This is a genomic window from Streptomyces ruber (assembly GCF_014648075.1).
Taxonomy (GTDB): Bacteria; Actinomycetota; Actinomycetes; order Streptomycetales; family Streptomycetaceae; genus Streptomyces; species Streptomyces ruber.
The window spans coordinates 100,307-116,474 of record NZ_BMQK01000011.1; the positions used below are offsets into that span (position 1 = coordinate 100,307).

General features: G+C 71.3%; 13 protein-coding genes and 2 tRNA genes. 7 read left to right on the plus strand and 8 right to left on the minus strand.

Going from position 1 to position 16,168, the window contains the following annotated elements; translation table 11 throughout:
* The first annotated feature begins 1 nt into the window (after position 1).
* Positions 2–196: an acyl-CoA carboxylase epsilon subunit gene (locus tag IEZ04_RS22365; RefSeq protein ID WP_189218742.1), complete on the plus strand. Its 195-nt coding sequence runs from the start codon at positions 2–4 to the stop codon at positions 194–196.
* Between the two features lie 153 nt (positions 197–349).
* On the opposite strand, the gene IEZ04_RS22370 is transcribed toward IEZ04_RS22365, so the two are convergent.
* The 8 genes from IEZ04_RS22370 to IEZ04_RS22405 all read right to left on the minus strand — a co-directional run bounded on the left by IEZ04_RS22370 (position 350) and on the right by IEZ04_RS22405 (position 11,415).
* Complete coding sequence (locus tag IEZ04_RS22370; protein ID WP_189218743.1) at positions 350–940, minus strand: GTP-binding protein; 591 nt, start codon at positions 938–940, stop codon at positions 350–352.
* Complete coding sequence (locus tag IEZ04_RS22375) at positions 921–1,502, minus strand: DUF742 domain-containing protein (protein WP_189218744.1); 582 nt, start codon at positions 1,500–1,502, stop codon at positions 921–923. Before IEZ04_RS22375 ends, IEZ04_RS22370 begins: the two co-directional genes overlap by 20 nt.
* A gap of 96 nt (positions 1,503–1,598) precedes the next feature.
* Entirely contained in the window at positions 1,599–2,012 is a 414-nt protein-coding gene (locus IEZ04_RS22380) for a roadblock/LC7 domain-containing protein (RefSeq protein ID WP_004983065.1), read from the minus strand.
* A 10-nt stretch (positions 2,013–2,022) separates the two neighbouring features.
* A complete protein-coding gene (locus IEZ04_RS22385) occupies positions 2,023–5,295 on the minus strand; it encodes a sensor histidine kinase (protein WP_189218745.1) in 3,273 nt (1,090 codons plus the stop codon).
* A 383-nt stretch (positions 5,296–5,678) separates the two neighbouring features.
* Positions 5,679–6,254: a GTP-binding protein gene (locus IEZ04_RS22390; RefSeq protein ID WP_189218746.1), complete on the minus strand. Its 576-nt coding sequence runs from the start codon at positions 6,252–6,254 to the stop codon at positions 5,679–5,681.
* Positions 6,235–6,633, minus strand: coding sequence for a DUF742 domain-containing protein (locus IEZ04_RS22395; protein ID WP_189218747.1), 399 nt, complete (start codon positions 6,631–6,633; stop codon positions 6,235–6,237). Before IEZ04_RS22395 ends, IEZ04_RS22390 begins: the two co-directional genes overlap by 20 nt.
* 99 nt (positions 6,634–6,732) lie before the next feature.
* Entirely contained in the window at positions 6,733–7,146 is a 414-nt protein-coding gene (locus IEZ04_RS22400; protein ID WP_189218748.1) for a roadblock/LC7 domain-containing protein, read from the minus strand.
* A gap of 9 nt (positions 7,147–7,155) precedes the next feature.
* Entirely contained in the window at positions 7,156–11,415 is a 4,260-nt protein-coding gene (locus IEZ04_RS22405) for a nitrate- and nitrite sensing domain-containing protein (protein WP_189218749.1), read from the minus strand.
* Between the two features lie 601 nt (positions 11,416–12,016).
* Between IEZ04_RS22405 and IEZ04_RS22410 the strand changes: the two genes are divergently transcribed.
* The 6 genes from IEZ04_RS22410 to IEZ04_RS22435 all read left to right on the plus strand — a co-directional run bounded on the left by IEZ04_RS22410 (position 12,017) and on the right by IEZ04_RS22435 (position 16,113).
* The gene (locus IEZ04_RS22410) at positions 12,017–12,205 is read left to right on the plus strand and encodes a hypothetical protein (RefSeq protein WP_189218750.1); all 189 of its coding nucleotides are present in this window, start codon (positions 12,017–12,019) and stop codon (positions 12,203–12,205) included.
* A gap of 491 nt (positions 12,206–12,696) precedes the next feature.
* On the plus strand, positions 12,697–13,482 hold the full coding sequence (locus IEZ04_RS22415; protein WP_189218751.1) for a fumarylacetoacetate hydrolase family protein: 786 nt from the start codon (positions 12,697–12,699) through the stop codon (positions 13,480–13,482).
* Positions 13,475–14,968, plus strand: coding sequence for a glutamate--tRNA ligase (gltX, locus tag IEZ04_RS22420; protein ID WP_189218752.1), 1,494 nt, complete (start codon positions 13,475–13,477; stop codon positions 14,966–14,968). Before IEZ04_RS22415 ends, gltX begins: the two co-directional genes overlap by 8 nt.
* 117 nt (positions 14,969–15,085) lie before the next feature.
* Positions 15,086–15,820: an HAD family hydrolase gene (locus tag IEZ04_RS22425; RefSeq protein WP_189218753.1), complete on the plus strand. Its 735-nt coding sequence runs from the start codon at positions 15,086–15,088 to the stop codon at positions 15,818–15,820.
* Positions 15,821–15,913: 93 nt separating this feature from the next.
* Positions 15,914–15,985: transfer RNA gene (locus IEZ04_RS22430), tRNA-Gln, on the plus strand.
* Positions 15,986–16,040: 55 nt separating this feature from the next.
* Positions 16,041–16,113, plus strand: a tRNA-Glu gene (locus tag IEZ04_RS22435).
* Positions 16,114–16,168: the final 55 nt, after the last annotated feature.

Consider the following 16,168-nt stretch of genomic DNA (forward strand, 5'->3'; position numbering starts at 1 on the left):
CATGAGCATCCCCGACATCCGCGTCGAGAAGGGCCACGCCGAGCCCGAGGAGGTCGCCGCCCTGACGGCCCTCCTCATGGCCCGCGCCGCCGCCCGCCCCGCCGACACCGCCCCGGCCCACCGCGGCCGCGTCCGCGCCGGCTGGCGCCGCCTGGAACGCGAGCCCGGCTTCCGGGCGCCGCACAGCTGGCGCTGAGCCTCACCGTACGAACTGAAGGGGCCCCCTCCGATGTGGAGGGGGCCCCTTCGCCGTTCCCGCAGTTCCCCGCGCCCCAGGAAGGGTCGCGGGGAACTGCCGCGACAAGCCACGACGCACCCGCAGATGGAATCCGGCCCCAGCAGCGCGGCGCTACCGCAGGCGGGCCATGAGTGCGTGTTCCACGAGGGTGATGAGGGCGGATTTGGCGTCGGCGCGGTGGCGGGCGTCGGTGGTGATGATGGGGGTGTCGGGGCCGATCTGGAGGGCTTCGCGGACTTCGTCGGGCTGGTAGGGCTGTTGTCCGTCGAAGCCGTTGAGGGCGATGACGAAGGGGAGTCCGCTGTTCTCGAAGTAGTCGACGGCGGGGAAGCAGTCGGCGAGGCGGCGGGTGTCGACGAGGACGATGGCGCCGATGGCGCCGCGGACGAGGTCGTCCCACATGAACCAGAAGCGGTCCTGTCCGGGGGTGCCGAACAGGTAGAGGATGAGGTCCTGGTCGAGGGTGATGCGGCCGAAGTCCATGGCGACGGTGGTGGTGGTCTTGTCGCCGGTGTGGGTGAGGTCGTCGATGCCCGCGGACGCGGATGTCATGACGGCTTCGGTGCGCAGCGGGTTGATCTCCGACACGGCGCCGACGAACGTGGTCTTGCCCACGCCGAAGCCGCCGGCCACCACGATCTTCGCGGAGGTGGTGGAGCGACTAGGAGAAACCGGCCCTCCGCTAGAGCTTGCGAAGTCCACTGAGCACCCTTTCGAGCAGTGTCACGTCTGGCTGGCCGCCGGCGTTCTCGTCGCCGCCGGGCTGATGGATGGCGACCAGGCCCGCCTCCGCCAAGTCGGCGACGAGGATCCTGGCCACGCCGAGGGGAATGGTCAGCAGCGCCGAGATCTCGGCGACCGACTTGATCTCTCGGCACAGGTTGCAGATCCGCTGATGCTCGGGCAACTGGCCCTGCATCTGGTGCGGCTGCGCGATGGTGTGCACCAGCGCCTCGATGGCGAGCTGGTACCGCGGCCTGGTGCGGCCGCCCGTCATGGCGTACGGGCGCACCAGGGGATTGCTGGACGCCCCTGCGGGCGCCGGTTCAGGGGTGCGGCGCTGCGGCTGCACGGGCTGGATGCGCGGCGCCTGCGGCTGGTCGTACGGCGACGGCCCCGGATTCTGGGAGCCCGGGTGTGCGTACGGCCGGTGCTGGCTGGGTGCGGAGGGGAAGTCGTACCGGTGCTGGTCACCCTGGCCCTGGCCCTGGCCAGGGCCGTAGGACCAATTGCCCGAAGACGAACCGCCTGGGGGTGTTGCCACGATTTCTCCTCCTCCGACTGTGCCGTGCCCCAACGTTGTGGAAGCCGCGTCCCGAAACCTTACGGCCACGGGACGCCAAAACGCACCGCCTGTCTGTTAGTTGAGAAGGCTTCCTTGGAGCTCCGCTCGTAGATCGGGCGTCAGGACCGTGCCGGCACGGTCCACCAGAAGTGCCATTTCGTACCCGATGAGGCCGATGTCGGCTTCCGGATGAGCAAGGACCGCGAGCGACGAACCGTCGGAAATGGACATGATGAAGAGGAATCCCCGCTCCATCTCCACAACCGTCTGGTTCACGCTGCCGCCCTCGAAGATGCGCGAGGCGCCGGCGGTCAGCGAGGTCAGACCGGAGGCGACGGCCGCGAGCTGGTCGGCGCGGTCGCGGGGGAAGCCTTCGGACATCGCCAGAAGGAGTCCGTCGGCGGAGACCACCACCGTGTGGGACACCCCCGGGGTGTTGTCCACGAAGTTGGTGATCAACCAGTTCAGGTTCTGTGCCGCCTGGCTCATCGGGCTCACACTAACGCTCCTGGTCGTAGGTGCTGTCAGGACCACTGTGTTCATTCCTTGTGGCCTGGCCGTTCGTTTCACTGCCTGCGTTGCGTCCCCGCTGGACCCCCCGGCGCAGGTTGCTCAGCCTGCCCCGGACGTCCTCGGGGGCGCGGGAGATCTGCGGTCCGCCCTGCGGGGTCGACGCGGCGGCCCCCTCGACCAGGTTGGCCTTGGGCACCCGCCGCGGCAGGCCGGAGGAGGTCACCCCGCCCGCCTTCGGCTTCCGGAGCTGGGAGGCCTGCTGCCACCGCTCGTCGTTCGCGGAGCGCCAGTCGTCGCCCGTCTCCGTCGCCGCCGGTTCCTGCGGCCCGTGCTGCCGCCCGCCGGCGGCACCGTTCGCGGGAGCGCCGCGGCGGGGCAGCCCGGCGTCGGTCAGCTCGTGCACGGCGGAGGGAGCCGGTCCCGGACGGTCGAAGCCTACGCGCTCGGCCTCCGCCACGTCAGCGGCCTGCGAAGATTCCGGTTCCGCAGCGTATCCGGCGTAGCCGGCGTGGTGATCGTTCGGGTAGCCGCCCTGCTGCGGCCAGTCGCCCTGGTAGGGCTGCTCCGGTGCGGTGGGGTACTGCTCCGGCGCGACGGCGTGCGCTCCGGCACGCTCGTCCTGCGCGGGCTCCGCATAGGCGGGCTCGGGGTACGCGGCGGAGGCGGGGAAGGACTCGGTCTGCGGCCCGCCGCCGTTCGGCGGGTAGTACGCGCCGTCGTACGCGGGCTGCTGCGCCTCCTGGTACGCCGTCTGCTGGTCGTAGTCCGTCTGCTGGTCCGGGTAGGCGGTACGGCCGGTGTCGTAGGCCTGACCGCCGGTGTCGTAGGTCCGACCGGTCGTCTCGAAGCCGTTCTCGCCGTACGGCGACGCCTCGGGGAACTGCGTGCCGTCCGCCGGGAGTTCGGGACGGTCCGTCTGTGTCTGGGCCTCCAGGGCCGCTCGGCGGTTCTCGCGCATCAGGGAGCGGCCGACGGGGTCCAGCTCGCGGACGTCGTCCGGCACCTCGGCGTAGCGGCTGTCGTCGAAGCCGAGCTCCGCGGCCGTGCGCACCGGACCCGCGCCCGGGTACGTCTGCTGCTCCGGCTGCTCGGGCATGATCTGCGAGACCGTGAACTCGCCCGCGAGCGGCTGCTGTTCGCCGCCGCCACCGTGGGTGATGGCGTCCGGGAGCATGACCAGCGAGGTGGTGCCCGCCGTCTCGCCGGAGGGGCGCAGCTGGACCCGGATGCCGTGCCGGTCGGACAGCCGGCCGACCACGAACAGGCCCATGCGCTGGGAGATCGCGGCGTCCACGGTGGGCGGGTTGGCCAGCCGGTGGTTGATGTCCGCGAAGTCCTCGGCGGTCAGGCCGATGCCCTTGTCGTGGATCTCGATCATGATGCGGCCGTCGGGCAGCCGGGTGGCCGTCACCCGCACCTTGGTCTGCGGGGAGGAGAACGTGGTGGCGTTCTCCAGCAGCTCGGCCAGCAGGTGCACGAGGTCGGTCACGGCGCGGCCGTGGATCTCGGCCTCGGGGACGCCGGAGAGCTCGATGCGCTCGTACTGCTCCACCTCGGAGGAGGCGGCGCGCAGCACGTCGACCAGCGGCACCGGCTGGTCCCAGCGGCGGCCCGGCTCCTCGCCCGCGAGGACGAGGAGGTTCTCGCCGTTGCGGCGCATACGGGTCGCGAGGTGGTCGAGCCGGAAGAGGTTCTCCAGCTGGTCCGGGTCCGCCTCGTTGTTCTCCAGGTCGGTGATCAGGGTCAGCTGACCCTCGATCAGCGACTGGTTGCGGCGGGAGAGGTTGGTGAAGATCGCGTTGATGTTGCCCCGCAGCATGGCCTGCTCGGCGGCGAGCCGGACGGCCTCGCGGTGCACCTGGTCGAAGGCGCGGGCGACCTCGCCGATCTCGTCCCTGGTGTGGATCGGGATGGGCTCGACGCGGGTGTCCACGCGACCGGGGTCGGTGCGCGAGAGCTGGTCGACCAGCATCGGCAGGCGCTGCTCGGCGACGCCGAAGGCGGCGGTGCGCAGCCGGTGCATGGAGCGGCTCATCTGGCGGGCCATGCGCCCGGCGACGAAGAAGGCGGCGAGCAGGGCGATCACGACGATCGCGCCGGTGACGATCGCGTCCGTCCGGGCGTCGTCGGCGACGGTCGCGGCGTCCGTCACGGCCGCGTCGGCCATGTCGGACTCGATCGCGCGGTAGGCGTCGAACTTCAGCGTGTTGACCGCCCACCAGTTCTGCGCGGTGATGCCGTCCTCGGCGAGCGCGGTGCGGGCGCCGGGCTCGGTGGAGTCGAGCGCGGCCAGTGCCGCGACCATGTCCTTGGCGTCGGACGGCGGGGCGGTGTACTCCTCGCCCTTCGCGGCGGCCTCGGCCCGGGCCTGCTCGGCCAGCGCCGCACCGTCGGACTCGACCTTGGCCTCTTCCTCCTCGAGCCGCCGCGCGTCGGCCTCGGTGCCGCCGCCGAGGTACTCCTGGACGCCGATGTTCTCCAGGTAGGCGTAGCTGGAGAGCGCGACGCGCTGGCTGGCGAGGCTGCCGGCACCGGGGCCCGGCTTGATCAGCATGTGCATGCCGATGGAACGCTCGAGCGACAGCGCCGACTTGGTGAGCGACATCGCGTAGACCGTACGGCCGTAGCTGGTGACGTTGCCGGTGCCGAGGCTGAGCTCGTTGGCGAACTCGATCAGGGGGTGCGCGACCTGGAGGTATCCCTCCTCGGTCTGCACACCGGTGAGCTTCGAGGTGTAGGCGTTCGCACGCAGCGTCTCGAGGTCGGGCTCGACGTCGCGGAACAGCGACAGACGGCGCTCCAGGCCGGCCTTCGAGGGCATCTGCCGCGTGGCGGCGTCGAAGGCGTCGGCGGCCTCGTCGGTCGCCGCGCGGGCCTTGGTGACCGTCTCGTCGTCCTGGCCCTTGCCCTGCAGCAGGGGCGCGGCGGTGATGTCACGTTCGTTGTAGAGGGCGTCCGCGTAGGACAGGGAGGCCTGTACGAGGCGGGCGGTGCTCTCGGCGTCCTCGGCCTCCCGCCAGGTGTCGATGGAGCTCTTCACCTGGAAGCCGCCCATGACCAGACCCACGAGCACGGGAATGAGCAGAATGGCGTTCAGTCGAGTGGGTACACGCCAGTTGCGCGGGGAGAGACGGCTGCCGTCGGCCGGAGGAGTGGCCACGTGCTCCGGGCCGGACGTGTTCGCGGGTGCTGCCCCGCGCGGCGGCGGGGTGAAGTTGTCCCGCGCCGACGGCTCGGGACTGTTCTTGCTTCGCCTCACTCGACCAACAACCTCTCGGCGCCGGCACTGACGTCGTGCCGCGGGTGACTCCAGGCCCTAGTACGTCTACGACCATTGGGCAGTTCAGGCATTCCAGCATGTCGGCCTGCGCTCTTCCAAACATCGGAAAGCGCTGATTACACGTGATGTAAGCCCTGAATAAAACGGTCATAAAGAGCGAGGCGGGGCAGAAGGCGGGGGCTTTGTGAGCACAGCGAGATCGATCGACCGCGACGCGTGGCCGTGTCGTCACATTTCTCTGTCGAAACGTTATGAACACCGGTGCCGGCCGTGTCAAAGGACACAGCCGACACCGGTACTCCTGCGGCAACTTCCGCGGGGCACTGCCGACTTGGGTACCGCGGGAGTACGGCCGGGGCGCCCTACCGCAGGCGGGCCATGAGTGCGTGTTCCACGAGGGTGATGAGGGCGGATTTGGCGTCGGCGCGGTGGCGGGCGTCGGTGGTGATGATGGGGGTGTCGGGGCCGATCTGGAGGGCTTCGCGGACTTCGTCGGGCTGGTAGGGCTGTTGTCCGTCGAAGCCGTTGAGGGCGATGACGAAGGGGAGTCCGCTGTTCTCGAAGTAGTCGACGGCGGGGAAGCAGTCGGCGAGGCGGCGGGTGTCGACGAGGACGATGGCGCCGATGGCGCCGCGGACGAGGTCGTCCCACATGAACCAGAAGCGGTCCTGTCCGGGGGTGCCGAACAGGTAGAGGATGAGGTCCTGGTCGAGGGTGATGCGGCCGAAGTCCATGGCGACGGTGGTGGTGGTCTTGTCGCCGGTGTGGGTGAGGTCGTCGATGCCCGCGGACGCGGATGTCATGACGGCTTCGGTGCGCAGCGGGTTGATCTCCGACACGGCGCCGACGAACGTGGTCTTGCCCACGCCGAAGCCGCCGGCCACCACAATCTTCGCGGAGGTGGTCGCCCGCCCCGCCTCAGAGCTTGCGAAGTCCACTGAGCACCCTTTCGAGCAGTGTTACGTCCGGCGCGCCGCCGTTGCTCTCGTCGCCACCGGGCTGGTGGATCGCGACGAGTCCGGCCTCGGCCAGGTCCGCGACGAGGATCCGGGCCACCCCGAGCGGCATGGAGAGCAGGGCCGACACCTCGGCCACCGACTTGACCTCACGGCACAGGTGGCAGATGCGCTGGTGCTCGGGGAGCAGCCCCATCAGCGCCGCCGGATCGGCCGTCGTGCTGATCAGCGCCTCGATGGCGAGCTGGTACCGCGGCCTGGTACGGCCGCCCGTCATGGCGTACGGGCGCACCAACGGCTGGTCGCCCTCGTCGCCGTACGGATCGGCGTACGGATCATGAGGGTGGTTGGGCGGGGTCATGAATCCTCCGGGCTGGACAGCAGTGGGTCAGTCGTGCCGTCCGAGGGGCCGGTGGGGGCGCAGCGGCCGGACGGTGCGGGGTGGGCGGGGTGGTCCTGTTCAGTGCAGCAGGCTGCCCTGGAGTTCGGCGCGGAGGTCCGGCGTGAGCACGGCGCCCGCGCGGTCGACGAGCAGCGCCATCTCGTAGCCGATGAGGCCGATGTCGCCGTCCGGATGGGAGAGGACCGCCAGCGACGATCCGTCCGAGATGGACATCAGGAAGAGGAAGCCGCGCTCCATCTCCACCACGGTCTGGGCCACGTTCCCGCCCTCGAAGATCCGGGAGGCCCCGGCCGTGAGCGAGGTGAGGCCGGAGGCGACGGCCGCGAGCTGGTCGGCGCGGTCGCGCGGAAAGCCTTCGGACATCGCCAGAAGGAGTCCGTCGGCGGACACGACGACGGTGTGGGACACCCCGGGGGTGTTGGCCACGAAGTTGGTGATCAACCAGTTGAGGTTCTGTGCCGCCTGGCTCATCGGGCTCAACTATCGCTCCTGCTGGTGAGTGGGGCTCGGGAAGCTGCCGGTCTGGCCGGAACCGGCCTGGCGACCCTGCGCGATGCCCCGACGGAGGTTGGTCAGCCGACCGCGCACATCGTCGGGCGCGCGCGAGACCTGCGGACCGCTGTGGTGCTGTTGTGACTGAGCCGTACCCGGTACGAGGTTCGCGCGCGGTACCCGGCGCGGCAGGCCCGAGGTGGTGATCCCGCCGGCCGACGGCTGACGGGCGCGCTCGGCCTGACGGACGAGCTCGTCATTGGGGGAGGTACGCCAGGCCGCGGACGGTGCGGCCGGGCGCTGTTCCTCCGTGGGGGCGGGCTGCTGTGCCGCGCCGTTGTTCCGGCTGCCGCCGAAGAACAGGCTGCCGTTGGCGTCGCCCTGCCCGGTGTCCGCCGGGCGGCCGGCCCGGCCGCCGCCGCGGAACCAGTTGGTCTCCAGCGTGTCGAACAGCGGCGTACGGCCGTCGCCCGGTCCCTGCGCGGGCGGCAGGGCCTCGGGCTCCTGCCCGCGTACGGGCCGCTGCGGCATCTGCGGACGCTGCGGTTCCGGCCGGTGGGACCCGCCGAAGTCGGCGCCGCCGTCGCTCAGCGGCTGCTCGTACCGGCCCGTGCCGGAGAAGTCCTGCTGGTTCCCGTAGCCGGCCGCGGGGAACTGGCCGGTGCCGTTGTCCTGCGCGGCCGCGGGGAACTGGCCGGTGCCGTTCGCTTCCTGGCCGAACCCGGGGAACTGCCCGGTGCCGTTCTGGTCCTGGCCGAACCCGGGGAACTGCCCGGTGCCGTTCTGCTCGTGCGCGGGTGTGCCGTACTGGCCGTGCCCGGTGCCGTTCGGGTCGTGGGCGGGCGCGGGGAACTGGCCGGTGCCGTTCTGGTCTCGCGCGAGCGCCGGGAAGCGGCCGGAGTCGTTCTGGCCGTACGTGGGCGTGGGGTAGCGGCTGGTGTCGTTCTGGTCCTGCGCGGGCGTGGGGTAGCCACCCGTGTCGCTCTGGTCCTGGCCGTCGAAGCCCGGGAACTGCCCGGTGTCGTTCCGCTCCTGGCCGTCGAAGCCCGGGAACTGCCCGGTGTCGTTCCGCTCCTGGCCGGAGGGCGGGAACTGCCCCGGGCCCTGCGGGTTGTCACGGACGGGCGCCGGGTACCGGCTCGGGGACCCCGGCGTGGAACCGCCGAAGACGTCCGAGCGGACGAACTGGCCGTCGCCGTCGTCGAACTGCCCGCCTCGCGGTGCCTCGCCCCCGGAACCCGGGAAGTCGTCCGCACCGGCACCGCGGTGGTCCTCCACCCGCGGCATCGCGGCGGTCGAGCCCAGGTCCTGCGGGTCCTCGATCCGCGGCAGGCGCGAGGTGGAGTCGGGCTCCTCGTGGCCGCGGGGCGCGTCCAGCGAGGCGCGCGGCACCGGCGGCTGCGCGTTCTCGTCGCTCCAGCTCGGCGTCCGCGGCTGTGTGCTGCCGCCGGGCAGCTCGGCACGCGGACCACCGCGCCCGGGCAGCTGCGGCCGGCGCCTCCCCGACCGTTCCTTGGGCTGCTTCCGGCTCGCCGGCCCGGAGCCGCGCTCCGCGGGGGCGCCGTCGCCGAAACCGCCCTGGCCGGCCTGGTCCTGACGCTGCCCGCCGAACGCGTCCTCACCGAGGGAGGTGCCCGCCGGGCGCAGCCCGGAGCCGCCGCCGGCGAAGCCGCCCTGGCGCCCCGAGTCGTCGAAGTTCTGCGGCGCGCCGGTGCCGGCGGCCGAGAGGCCCTGCGGGGCCCCCGGTGCCTGACCGCCGAACCCGCCGGTGCCCGCCGGCGACAGGCCGCCCTGCTCGAACGCGGCCGGGGACCCGGGGGCGGGACGGCCCTGCGGCGGTACGGCGGGCCCGCCCTGCGGACCACGCTGACCGCCCGGACGTCCGCCCTGGTCACTGCCGGGCAGCGCGGCACGGGCACCCTGGCCGGCGCCCACCTGTCCGCGCTGCGGCATACCGCCGGGACGTGCGTTCGCGTCGCCCGGGGCACCGCCGTTCGGCCCGCCCGGCCGGCCGTTCCCGCCGCGGCGCGCGGCGGCGGCACCGGCCGCGGCCTGCGCGGCGGCCGGGCCACCGGCGGGGGCGCCGCCCTGGCCCGGCTTGCCCGGCACGGGCTTCCGGCCGCCCTGGGCGACGTCGACGGGCAGCATGACCAGCGCGGTGGTGCCGCCGGAGTCCGACGGGCGGAGCTGGATGCGGATGCCGTGGCGCTGCGAGAGGCGGCCGACCACGAACAGACCCATGCGGCGGGAGACGGAGACGTCCACGGTGGGCGGCGCGGCGAGCCGCTCGTTGATGGCCGCGAGGTCCTCGGGGGACAGACCGATGCCGGTGTCGTGGATCTCGATCAGCACCCGGCCGTCCGGCAGGGCGTGACCGGTGACCTTCACCTTGGTCTGCGGGGAGGAGAACGAGGTGGCGTTCTCCAGCAGCTCGGCGAGCAGGTGCACGAGGTCGTTGACGACGCGGCCGGCGACCTCGGTGGCCGGCACCGAGGCGAGCTCGATGCGCTCGTACTGCTCCACCTCGGAGGCGGCGGCGCGCAGCACGTCGACCAGCGGGACCGGGCGGGTCCAGCGGCGGCCGGGCTCCTCGCCCGCGAGGACGAGGAGGTTCTCGCCGTTCCGGCGCATACGGGTCGCGAGGTGGTCCAGCTTGAACAGCGAGGAGAGCTGGTCCGGGTCGGCCTCGCGGGACTCCAGCTCGGAGATCAGCGAGAGCTGGCGCTGGATCAGGCCCTGGGAGCGGCGCGAGAGGTTGGTGAACATCGCGTTGACGTTGCCCCGCAGCAGGGCCTGCTCGGCGGCGAGGCGGACCGCCTCGCGGTGCACGTCGTCGAAGGCCGCGGCCACCTGGCCGATCTCGTCCTTGGAGTGCAGGCCGACCGACTCCACGGAGGTGTCCACGTCCTGCGGGTCCGCCTCGGACAGCTGCTTGACCAGCTCGGGCAGCCGCTCCTGGGCGACCTTGGTGGCCGTGTCCTGCAGCCGACGCAGCGAGCGGATCATGGAGCGGGCCACGACGAAGGCGCCGACCAGCGAGATGCCGAGGACCAGCAGGATGATCGCGCCGGAGAGGATCGCGTCGCGCTCGGACTCGCTGCGGAGCTGACGGGCGGTCTGCTCCATCTCATCGAGGAGCGTGCCCTCGATGTTCTTCATCTGATTGATCTTGACCGACTGGTCGTCGACCCAGTCCTTGTACGAGCGCTTCGCCTGCGAGCGCAGACCGTTCTGGTTCTTCAGCACCCGGTCCGCGTACTCGTCGGACGCGTCGATGGTCGCGTTGCCCTCGCTGATGGGCTTCATCAGCTCTTCGGCGTCTTCCCGGCCGTAGATCGTGCCGAAGCTGTCGAGGTCGGAGTCCTCGCTGGTCAGCGCCGAGAGACCGTACTGCCGGTCGCTCTCGGAGAGCTCGCCGTTCGAGGTGTTGTTCGCGGGCAGCGCCGCCGCGATGACCGCGCGCTGCACCGAGGCGTACTCCTTGGCGCTGGAGAACGCCGCGAGCGCCCGCGTGCGCTTGATCATCTCCGGGTTGCTGGTGGCCTCCGCCATGTCCTGGGAGAGGTTCAGCAGCTGGTTGATCAGGCGGTGGTACGCCTCGACGGTGAGCGTGGAGTTGGCGCCGTCCTCGTAGGCGCCCGAGCGGATGTTGTTGAGCTGCGTCAGCTCGGTCGCGATGCCGACGAGACTGTCGCGGACGCCGGGGAGCCGGCCGTCGGCGCTCGCGTCGTCGATCTCCTGCGTGGCCTTGAGGAACTGGCTGCGGGCCGTGTCCGTCGTGTCGCGGACGCCCTTGACCGTGAAGTCGCTGGCGGTCGCGCCGTGGGCCAGGGGGCCGGCCGAGAGGTCGCGCTCCTGCTGGAGCGCGGCGGCGAGCTCCGTCGCCTGCTTGGTCATGTCGGTCAGCAGCCGCATGTTGTCGAGCTGCTGGATGTCCTCGACGCTCTCGCTGATGCGGAGGGCGCCGAGCGAGGTCGCGGCGACCACGGGGAGCGCGAGCAGTGACACCAGACGAGTGGAGATGCGCCAGTTGCGCAGTGCTATGCGCGTTCCGGGACCGCCCGGGGCGTTCTTCGGCCGGCTGGACGACGTCGTGCCTCCGGCCCCTTCGGCGCGCTCGCCGCCGTCGCCCGTCACGGCCGGGGGCTGGGCGTGCTGGGGCGAGGAGCTGCCGGCCATGGGGCCAGCCCCGCCGTGCGGCTCCGGGTCCGCCGAAGCGCTGCCATCCCTCTTGAAACGTCCCTGCACTAGCGTCGCAACCTCTGGACCAGGCGCCCCTCCGCGTGAACGGCGAGACGGTGTCGGCGTGTCGGGGGCGCCCTGAATGCGCCACCCTTGGTGGTCGTGAACGACCGGCGCTGGTTCCCCTCCCCGCCGCAGCTCGGCGCTGCGTTGCGCCTCCTGCGCGCCGGCTGTTCCCCGCGGCGGTCCGTGGAATTCCAGCACAGTGCAGGATCTCCAACAAGGCCAATGGGCCACCGTGTGGCCATCGTGACACGATGTGCAGTCGGCGTCACCAGGCGTGGAAAGTCATCCCCCGCATAACGGGCGTATGTGCACGAGGTCATGAGGGACGGGGCGTGTCCCAGTCGCCATGATCAGGAGCGGAATGCTCGCTTCAGTTGAATAATGTCCGTTTCGTCGGGGTGGATCATGGGTCCGGATTGACCGAATTGCTCACTAGTAAGTGAGCAAACTCACATGACGATCATGGCGTCTTCACGTCTTGACACGGGAATTGGATGTTTAGCCTGACGCTTTACAGGGATGGGGAAACCGACAACCCGCGCTTATGGGACGGCTCGTGTGAGTCCGCCCGGCGCCCGCACCGACGAGGTCACGCAGAGCAGTGAAGACGACCATGATGTCCCGGTCCATAGCCAACCCGCGGCGAACGACGCTCGCCCACCTCACCGACGCCGGTGAACTGGCGACGGCGAACCAGCAGGAGCACTCCGTGGACCTCCCGTCCGTGACCGCCAACCCGCGGCGGACGGTCCTCATGGAGATCCCGGTCCAGACCTCCGCGACGGAGTGACCACCTCCCGCAGCACGCGACGAACGCACCCCGACGGGCGCCCAGCCGTCTCCCGAGACGCGAAGGGCGCCCTTCGCCGTTGCAGGGGGCACCCCGGCACACGCCGCACCACCGACGCCGCGCCCGGTGCCCGGACCGAATGACGCGCCCGTCGCCTCGGCACGGAACGACGACGGCCGTCGGACGCGAGGCGGCGGCCGGGCCTCCGGGCACGGCGCCGCGAACCCGGCGTGGTGGCCGGCGCCGACGCGTGGCGGGGCCCGGCGCGGCGTCGAACGGGGGCGCGCGATCGGTGCGGTGCGGCGGTGGGCCGCGGAGCGGCCGCCGGAGCCCACGTGGCCGTACCGGGCGGCGTGACGGCCACCCGGCGCCCTCCGGCCGCAGGCACGCCCTCCGGCCACCCGGCCGTCATACGCGGGGCAGCCGCCCCGTGCCGCGTTAGCCTGGAGCGTCAGACTCCAGCCGGCTCAAGTGAGGGGCGCAGGGAACCCGTGCGCATTGCCAGATTCTCCATCGACGGGAACGTCGCGTTCGGCGCGGTCGAGGGCGACAGGCCCGACGAACTCGTGCTCGACATCATCAAAGGCATCCCCTTCGCGGAATACGAGCTCTCGGGCACGAAGGTCCCGCTGAGCAAGGTCCGGCTGCTGCCGCCCGTGCTCCCCAACAAGGTCGTGGCCTTCGGCCGCAACTACGCCGACCACGCCAAGGAGCTCGGCAACGAGGTGCCCGACGCCCCGTTCGCCTTCTTCAAGCCGTCCACCTCGGTGATCGGCCCCGGCGACGACATCCAGTACCCGGCCTTCTCCGAGGAAGTGCACTACGAGGCCGAGCTGGCCGTGGTCATCGGCCGCATGTGCCGCGAGGTCCCGCGCGAGCGCGTCAAGGACGTGATCTTCGGCTACACCTGCGCCAACGACGTCACCGCGCGCGACGTGCAGAAGCGCGAGAAGCAGTGGGCGCGGGCCAAGGGCTTCGACACCTCCTGCCCGCTCGGCCCCTGGGTGGAGACGGACCTCGACATCACGGCCGCGAGCGACCTCACGATCCAGTGCACGGTCAACGGCGCGCAGCGCCAGCTGGGCAGCACCAGCCAGATGACGCACTCGATCGAGGACCTGATCGTCAACATCACCGAGGCCATGACGCTGCTCCCCGGCGACGTGGTCCTCACGGGCACCCCGGCAGGGGTCGGCCCCCTGGTCGTCGGCGACGAGGTCGCCGTCACCATCGAAGGCATCGGCACTCTCACCAACAAGGTAGTCAAGCGTGGCTAGCGCACCCGACGCACCGAGCGTCCCTGTCCGCGTACGTTTCTGTCCCTCGCCCACCGGCAACCCCCACGTGGGCCTGGTCCGCACCGCCCTGTTCAACTGGGCGTTCGCCCGGCACCACCAGGGCACGCTGGTCTTCCGCATCGAGGACACCGACGCGGCCCGCGACTCGGAGGAGTCGTACGAGCAGCTCCTGGACTCGATGCGCTGGCTGGGCTTCGACTGGGACGAGGGCCCCGAGATCGGCGGCCCGCACGCCCCGTACCGCCAGTCGCAGCGCATGGACATCTACAAGGAGGTCGCGCAGAAGCTCCTGGACGCCGGCCACGCCTACCGCTGCTACTGCACCACCACGGAGCTGGAGGAGCGCCGCGAGGCCGCCCGCGCCGCGGGCAGGCCGTCCGGCTACGACGGCCACTGCCGCGAGCTGAGCGCCGAGCAGGTGGCGCAGTACGAGGCGGAGGGCCGCGAGCCGATCGTCCGCTTCCGGATGCCCGACGAGACGATCACCTTCACGGACCTGGTCCGCGGCGAGATCACGTACACCCCGGAGAACGTCCCGGACTACGGCATCGTCCGCGCCAACGGCGCCCCGCTGTACACGCTGGTCAACCCCGTCGACGACGCCCTGATGGAGATCACCCACGTCCTGCGCGGCGAGGACCTGCTGTCCTCCACCCCGCGCCAGATCGCGCTCTACCGGGCGCTGATCGAGCTGGGCGTCGCCAAGGAGATCCCCGCCTTCGGTCACCTGCCGTACGTGATGGGCGAGGGCAACAAGAAGCTCTCCAAGCGCGACCCGCAGTCGTCCCTGAACCTCTACCGCGAGCGCGGCTTCCTGCCCGAGGGCCTGCTCAACTACCTCTCCCTGCTGGGCTGGTCGCTCTCCGCGGACCGCGACGTCTTCACCGTCGAGGAGATGGTCGCGGCCTTCGACGTCGCGGACGTCAACCCGAACCCGGCCCGCTTCGACCTCAAGAAGGCCGAGGCGATCAACGCCGACCACATCCGCATGCTCGACGTGAAGGACTTCACCGAGCGCTGCCGGCCGTGGCTCCAGCAGCCGGTCGCCCCCTGGGCGCCGGAGGACTTCGACGAGACCAAGTGGCAGGCCATCGCGCCGCACGCCCAGTCGCGCCTGAAGGTGCTCGCCGAGATCACGGACAACGTCGACTTCCTGTTCCTGCCGGAGCCGGTCTCCGACGAGGCGTCCTGGGCGAAGGCCATGAAGGAGGGCTCCGACGCCCTCCTCCGGACCGCCCGCGAGAAGCTGGACGCGGCCGACTGGAACTCCCCCGAGTCCCTGAAGGAGGCCGTCCTCGCGGCCGGCGAGGCCCACGGCCTGAAGCTCGGCAAGGCGCAGGCCCCGGTCCGCGTGGCGGTCACCGGCCGCACCGTCGGCCTGCCCCTCTTCGAGTCCCTGCAGATCCTCGGCAAGGAGGAGTCGCTGGCCCGCGTCGACGCGGCGCTGGCGAAGCTGACGGCGTGAGCCCGGCCGCGTGAACACGCGCGCGTGAGGGGCGGCGGCCGCACCGGCCGCCGCCCCTCACGCATGTCCGCGGGTGATCACCGGACAGGCACCCGCCCCCCGCGTTACCGTCGGATCATGGACATACGGGCCGTGCTCTGGGACGTCGACGACACCCTCTTCGACTACACGACGGCCGACCGGGCCGGAATGCGCGGGCACCTGGCCGCCGAGGGCCTGCTCGACGGCTACGGCACCGTCGAGGAGGCCCTCGCGCGCTGGCGGCGGGTCACCGACGAGCAGTGGGCGCGGTTCGCCGCGCGGGAGACGACCTTCGAGGGGCAGCGGCGCGACCGGGTGCGGGTTTTCCTCGGCGAGCCGGCGCTGACCGACGCGGAGGCCGACGCCTGGTTCCAGCGGTACATCGGGCACTACGAGGGCGCCTGGGCGGTCTTCCCGGACGTCCTGCCCGTCCTGGAGGCCCTCGCCGGCAGCCACCGGCACGCCGTGCTCTCCAACAGCAGCCTCCTCGTCCAGGACCGCAAGCTGCGCGTCCTCGGCCTCCGCGACCGCTTCGAGGCCGTGCTGTGCGCCGCGGACATCGGTTTCTCCAAGCCGGACGCCCGGGCCTTCCACACCGCCTGCGAGGCGCTGGACCTGCCGCCGCACCAGGTCGCGTACGTGGGCGACCACCCGGAGATCGACGGCCGCGGGGCCGCCGGGGCCGGGCTGCTGTCGGTGTGGATCGACCGCACGGGCCCGTACGCGGCGGTCGATCCGCCCGTCGGCCCGCGCCGGATCACGTCGCTGGCCGAACTCCCGGCGATCCTTGGCGCGGATACTCGTTTTGGAGCCCCGTCCACCTTCGGGTAATGTTCTTTCTGCGCCGCCGGGGAGCGGGCCGAGAGGCCGGGGAACCGGAAGCGCAAAACTAGAACATGATCCCCTCAGGGGCTTGCGTTCCAGTGGCCTATGGTGTAATTGGCAGCACGACTGATTCTGGTTCAGTTAGTCTTGGTTCGAGTCCAGGTAGGCCAGCTCGCAGATGCTTCGCATCACGCATAGCATCTGCTCCCGCGGATCACATCCGCAAGCCCCCGTTGTGTAGCGGCCTAGCACGCCGCCCTCTCAAGGCGGTAGCGCCGGTTCGAATCCGGTCGGGGGTACAGATCCTTCCCGCGAAGGCAGTCAGGGTAGCTCCCGCTGTCCTCGATGCAGGAT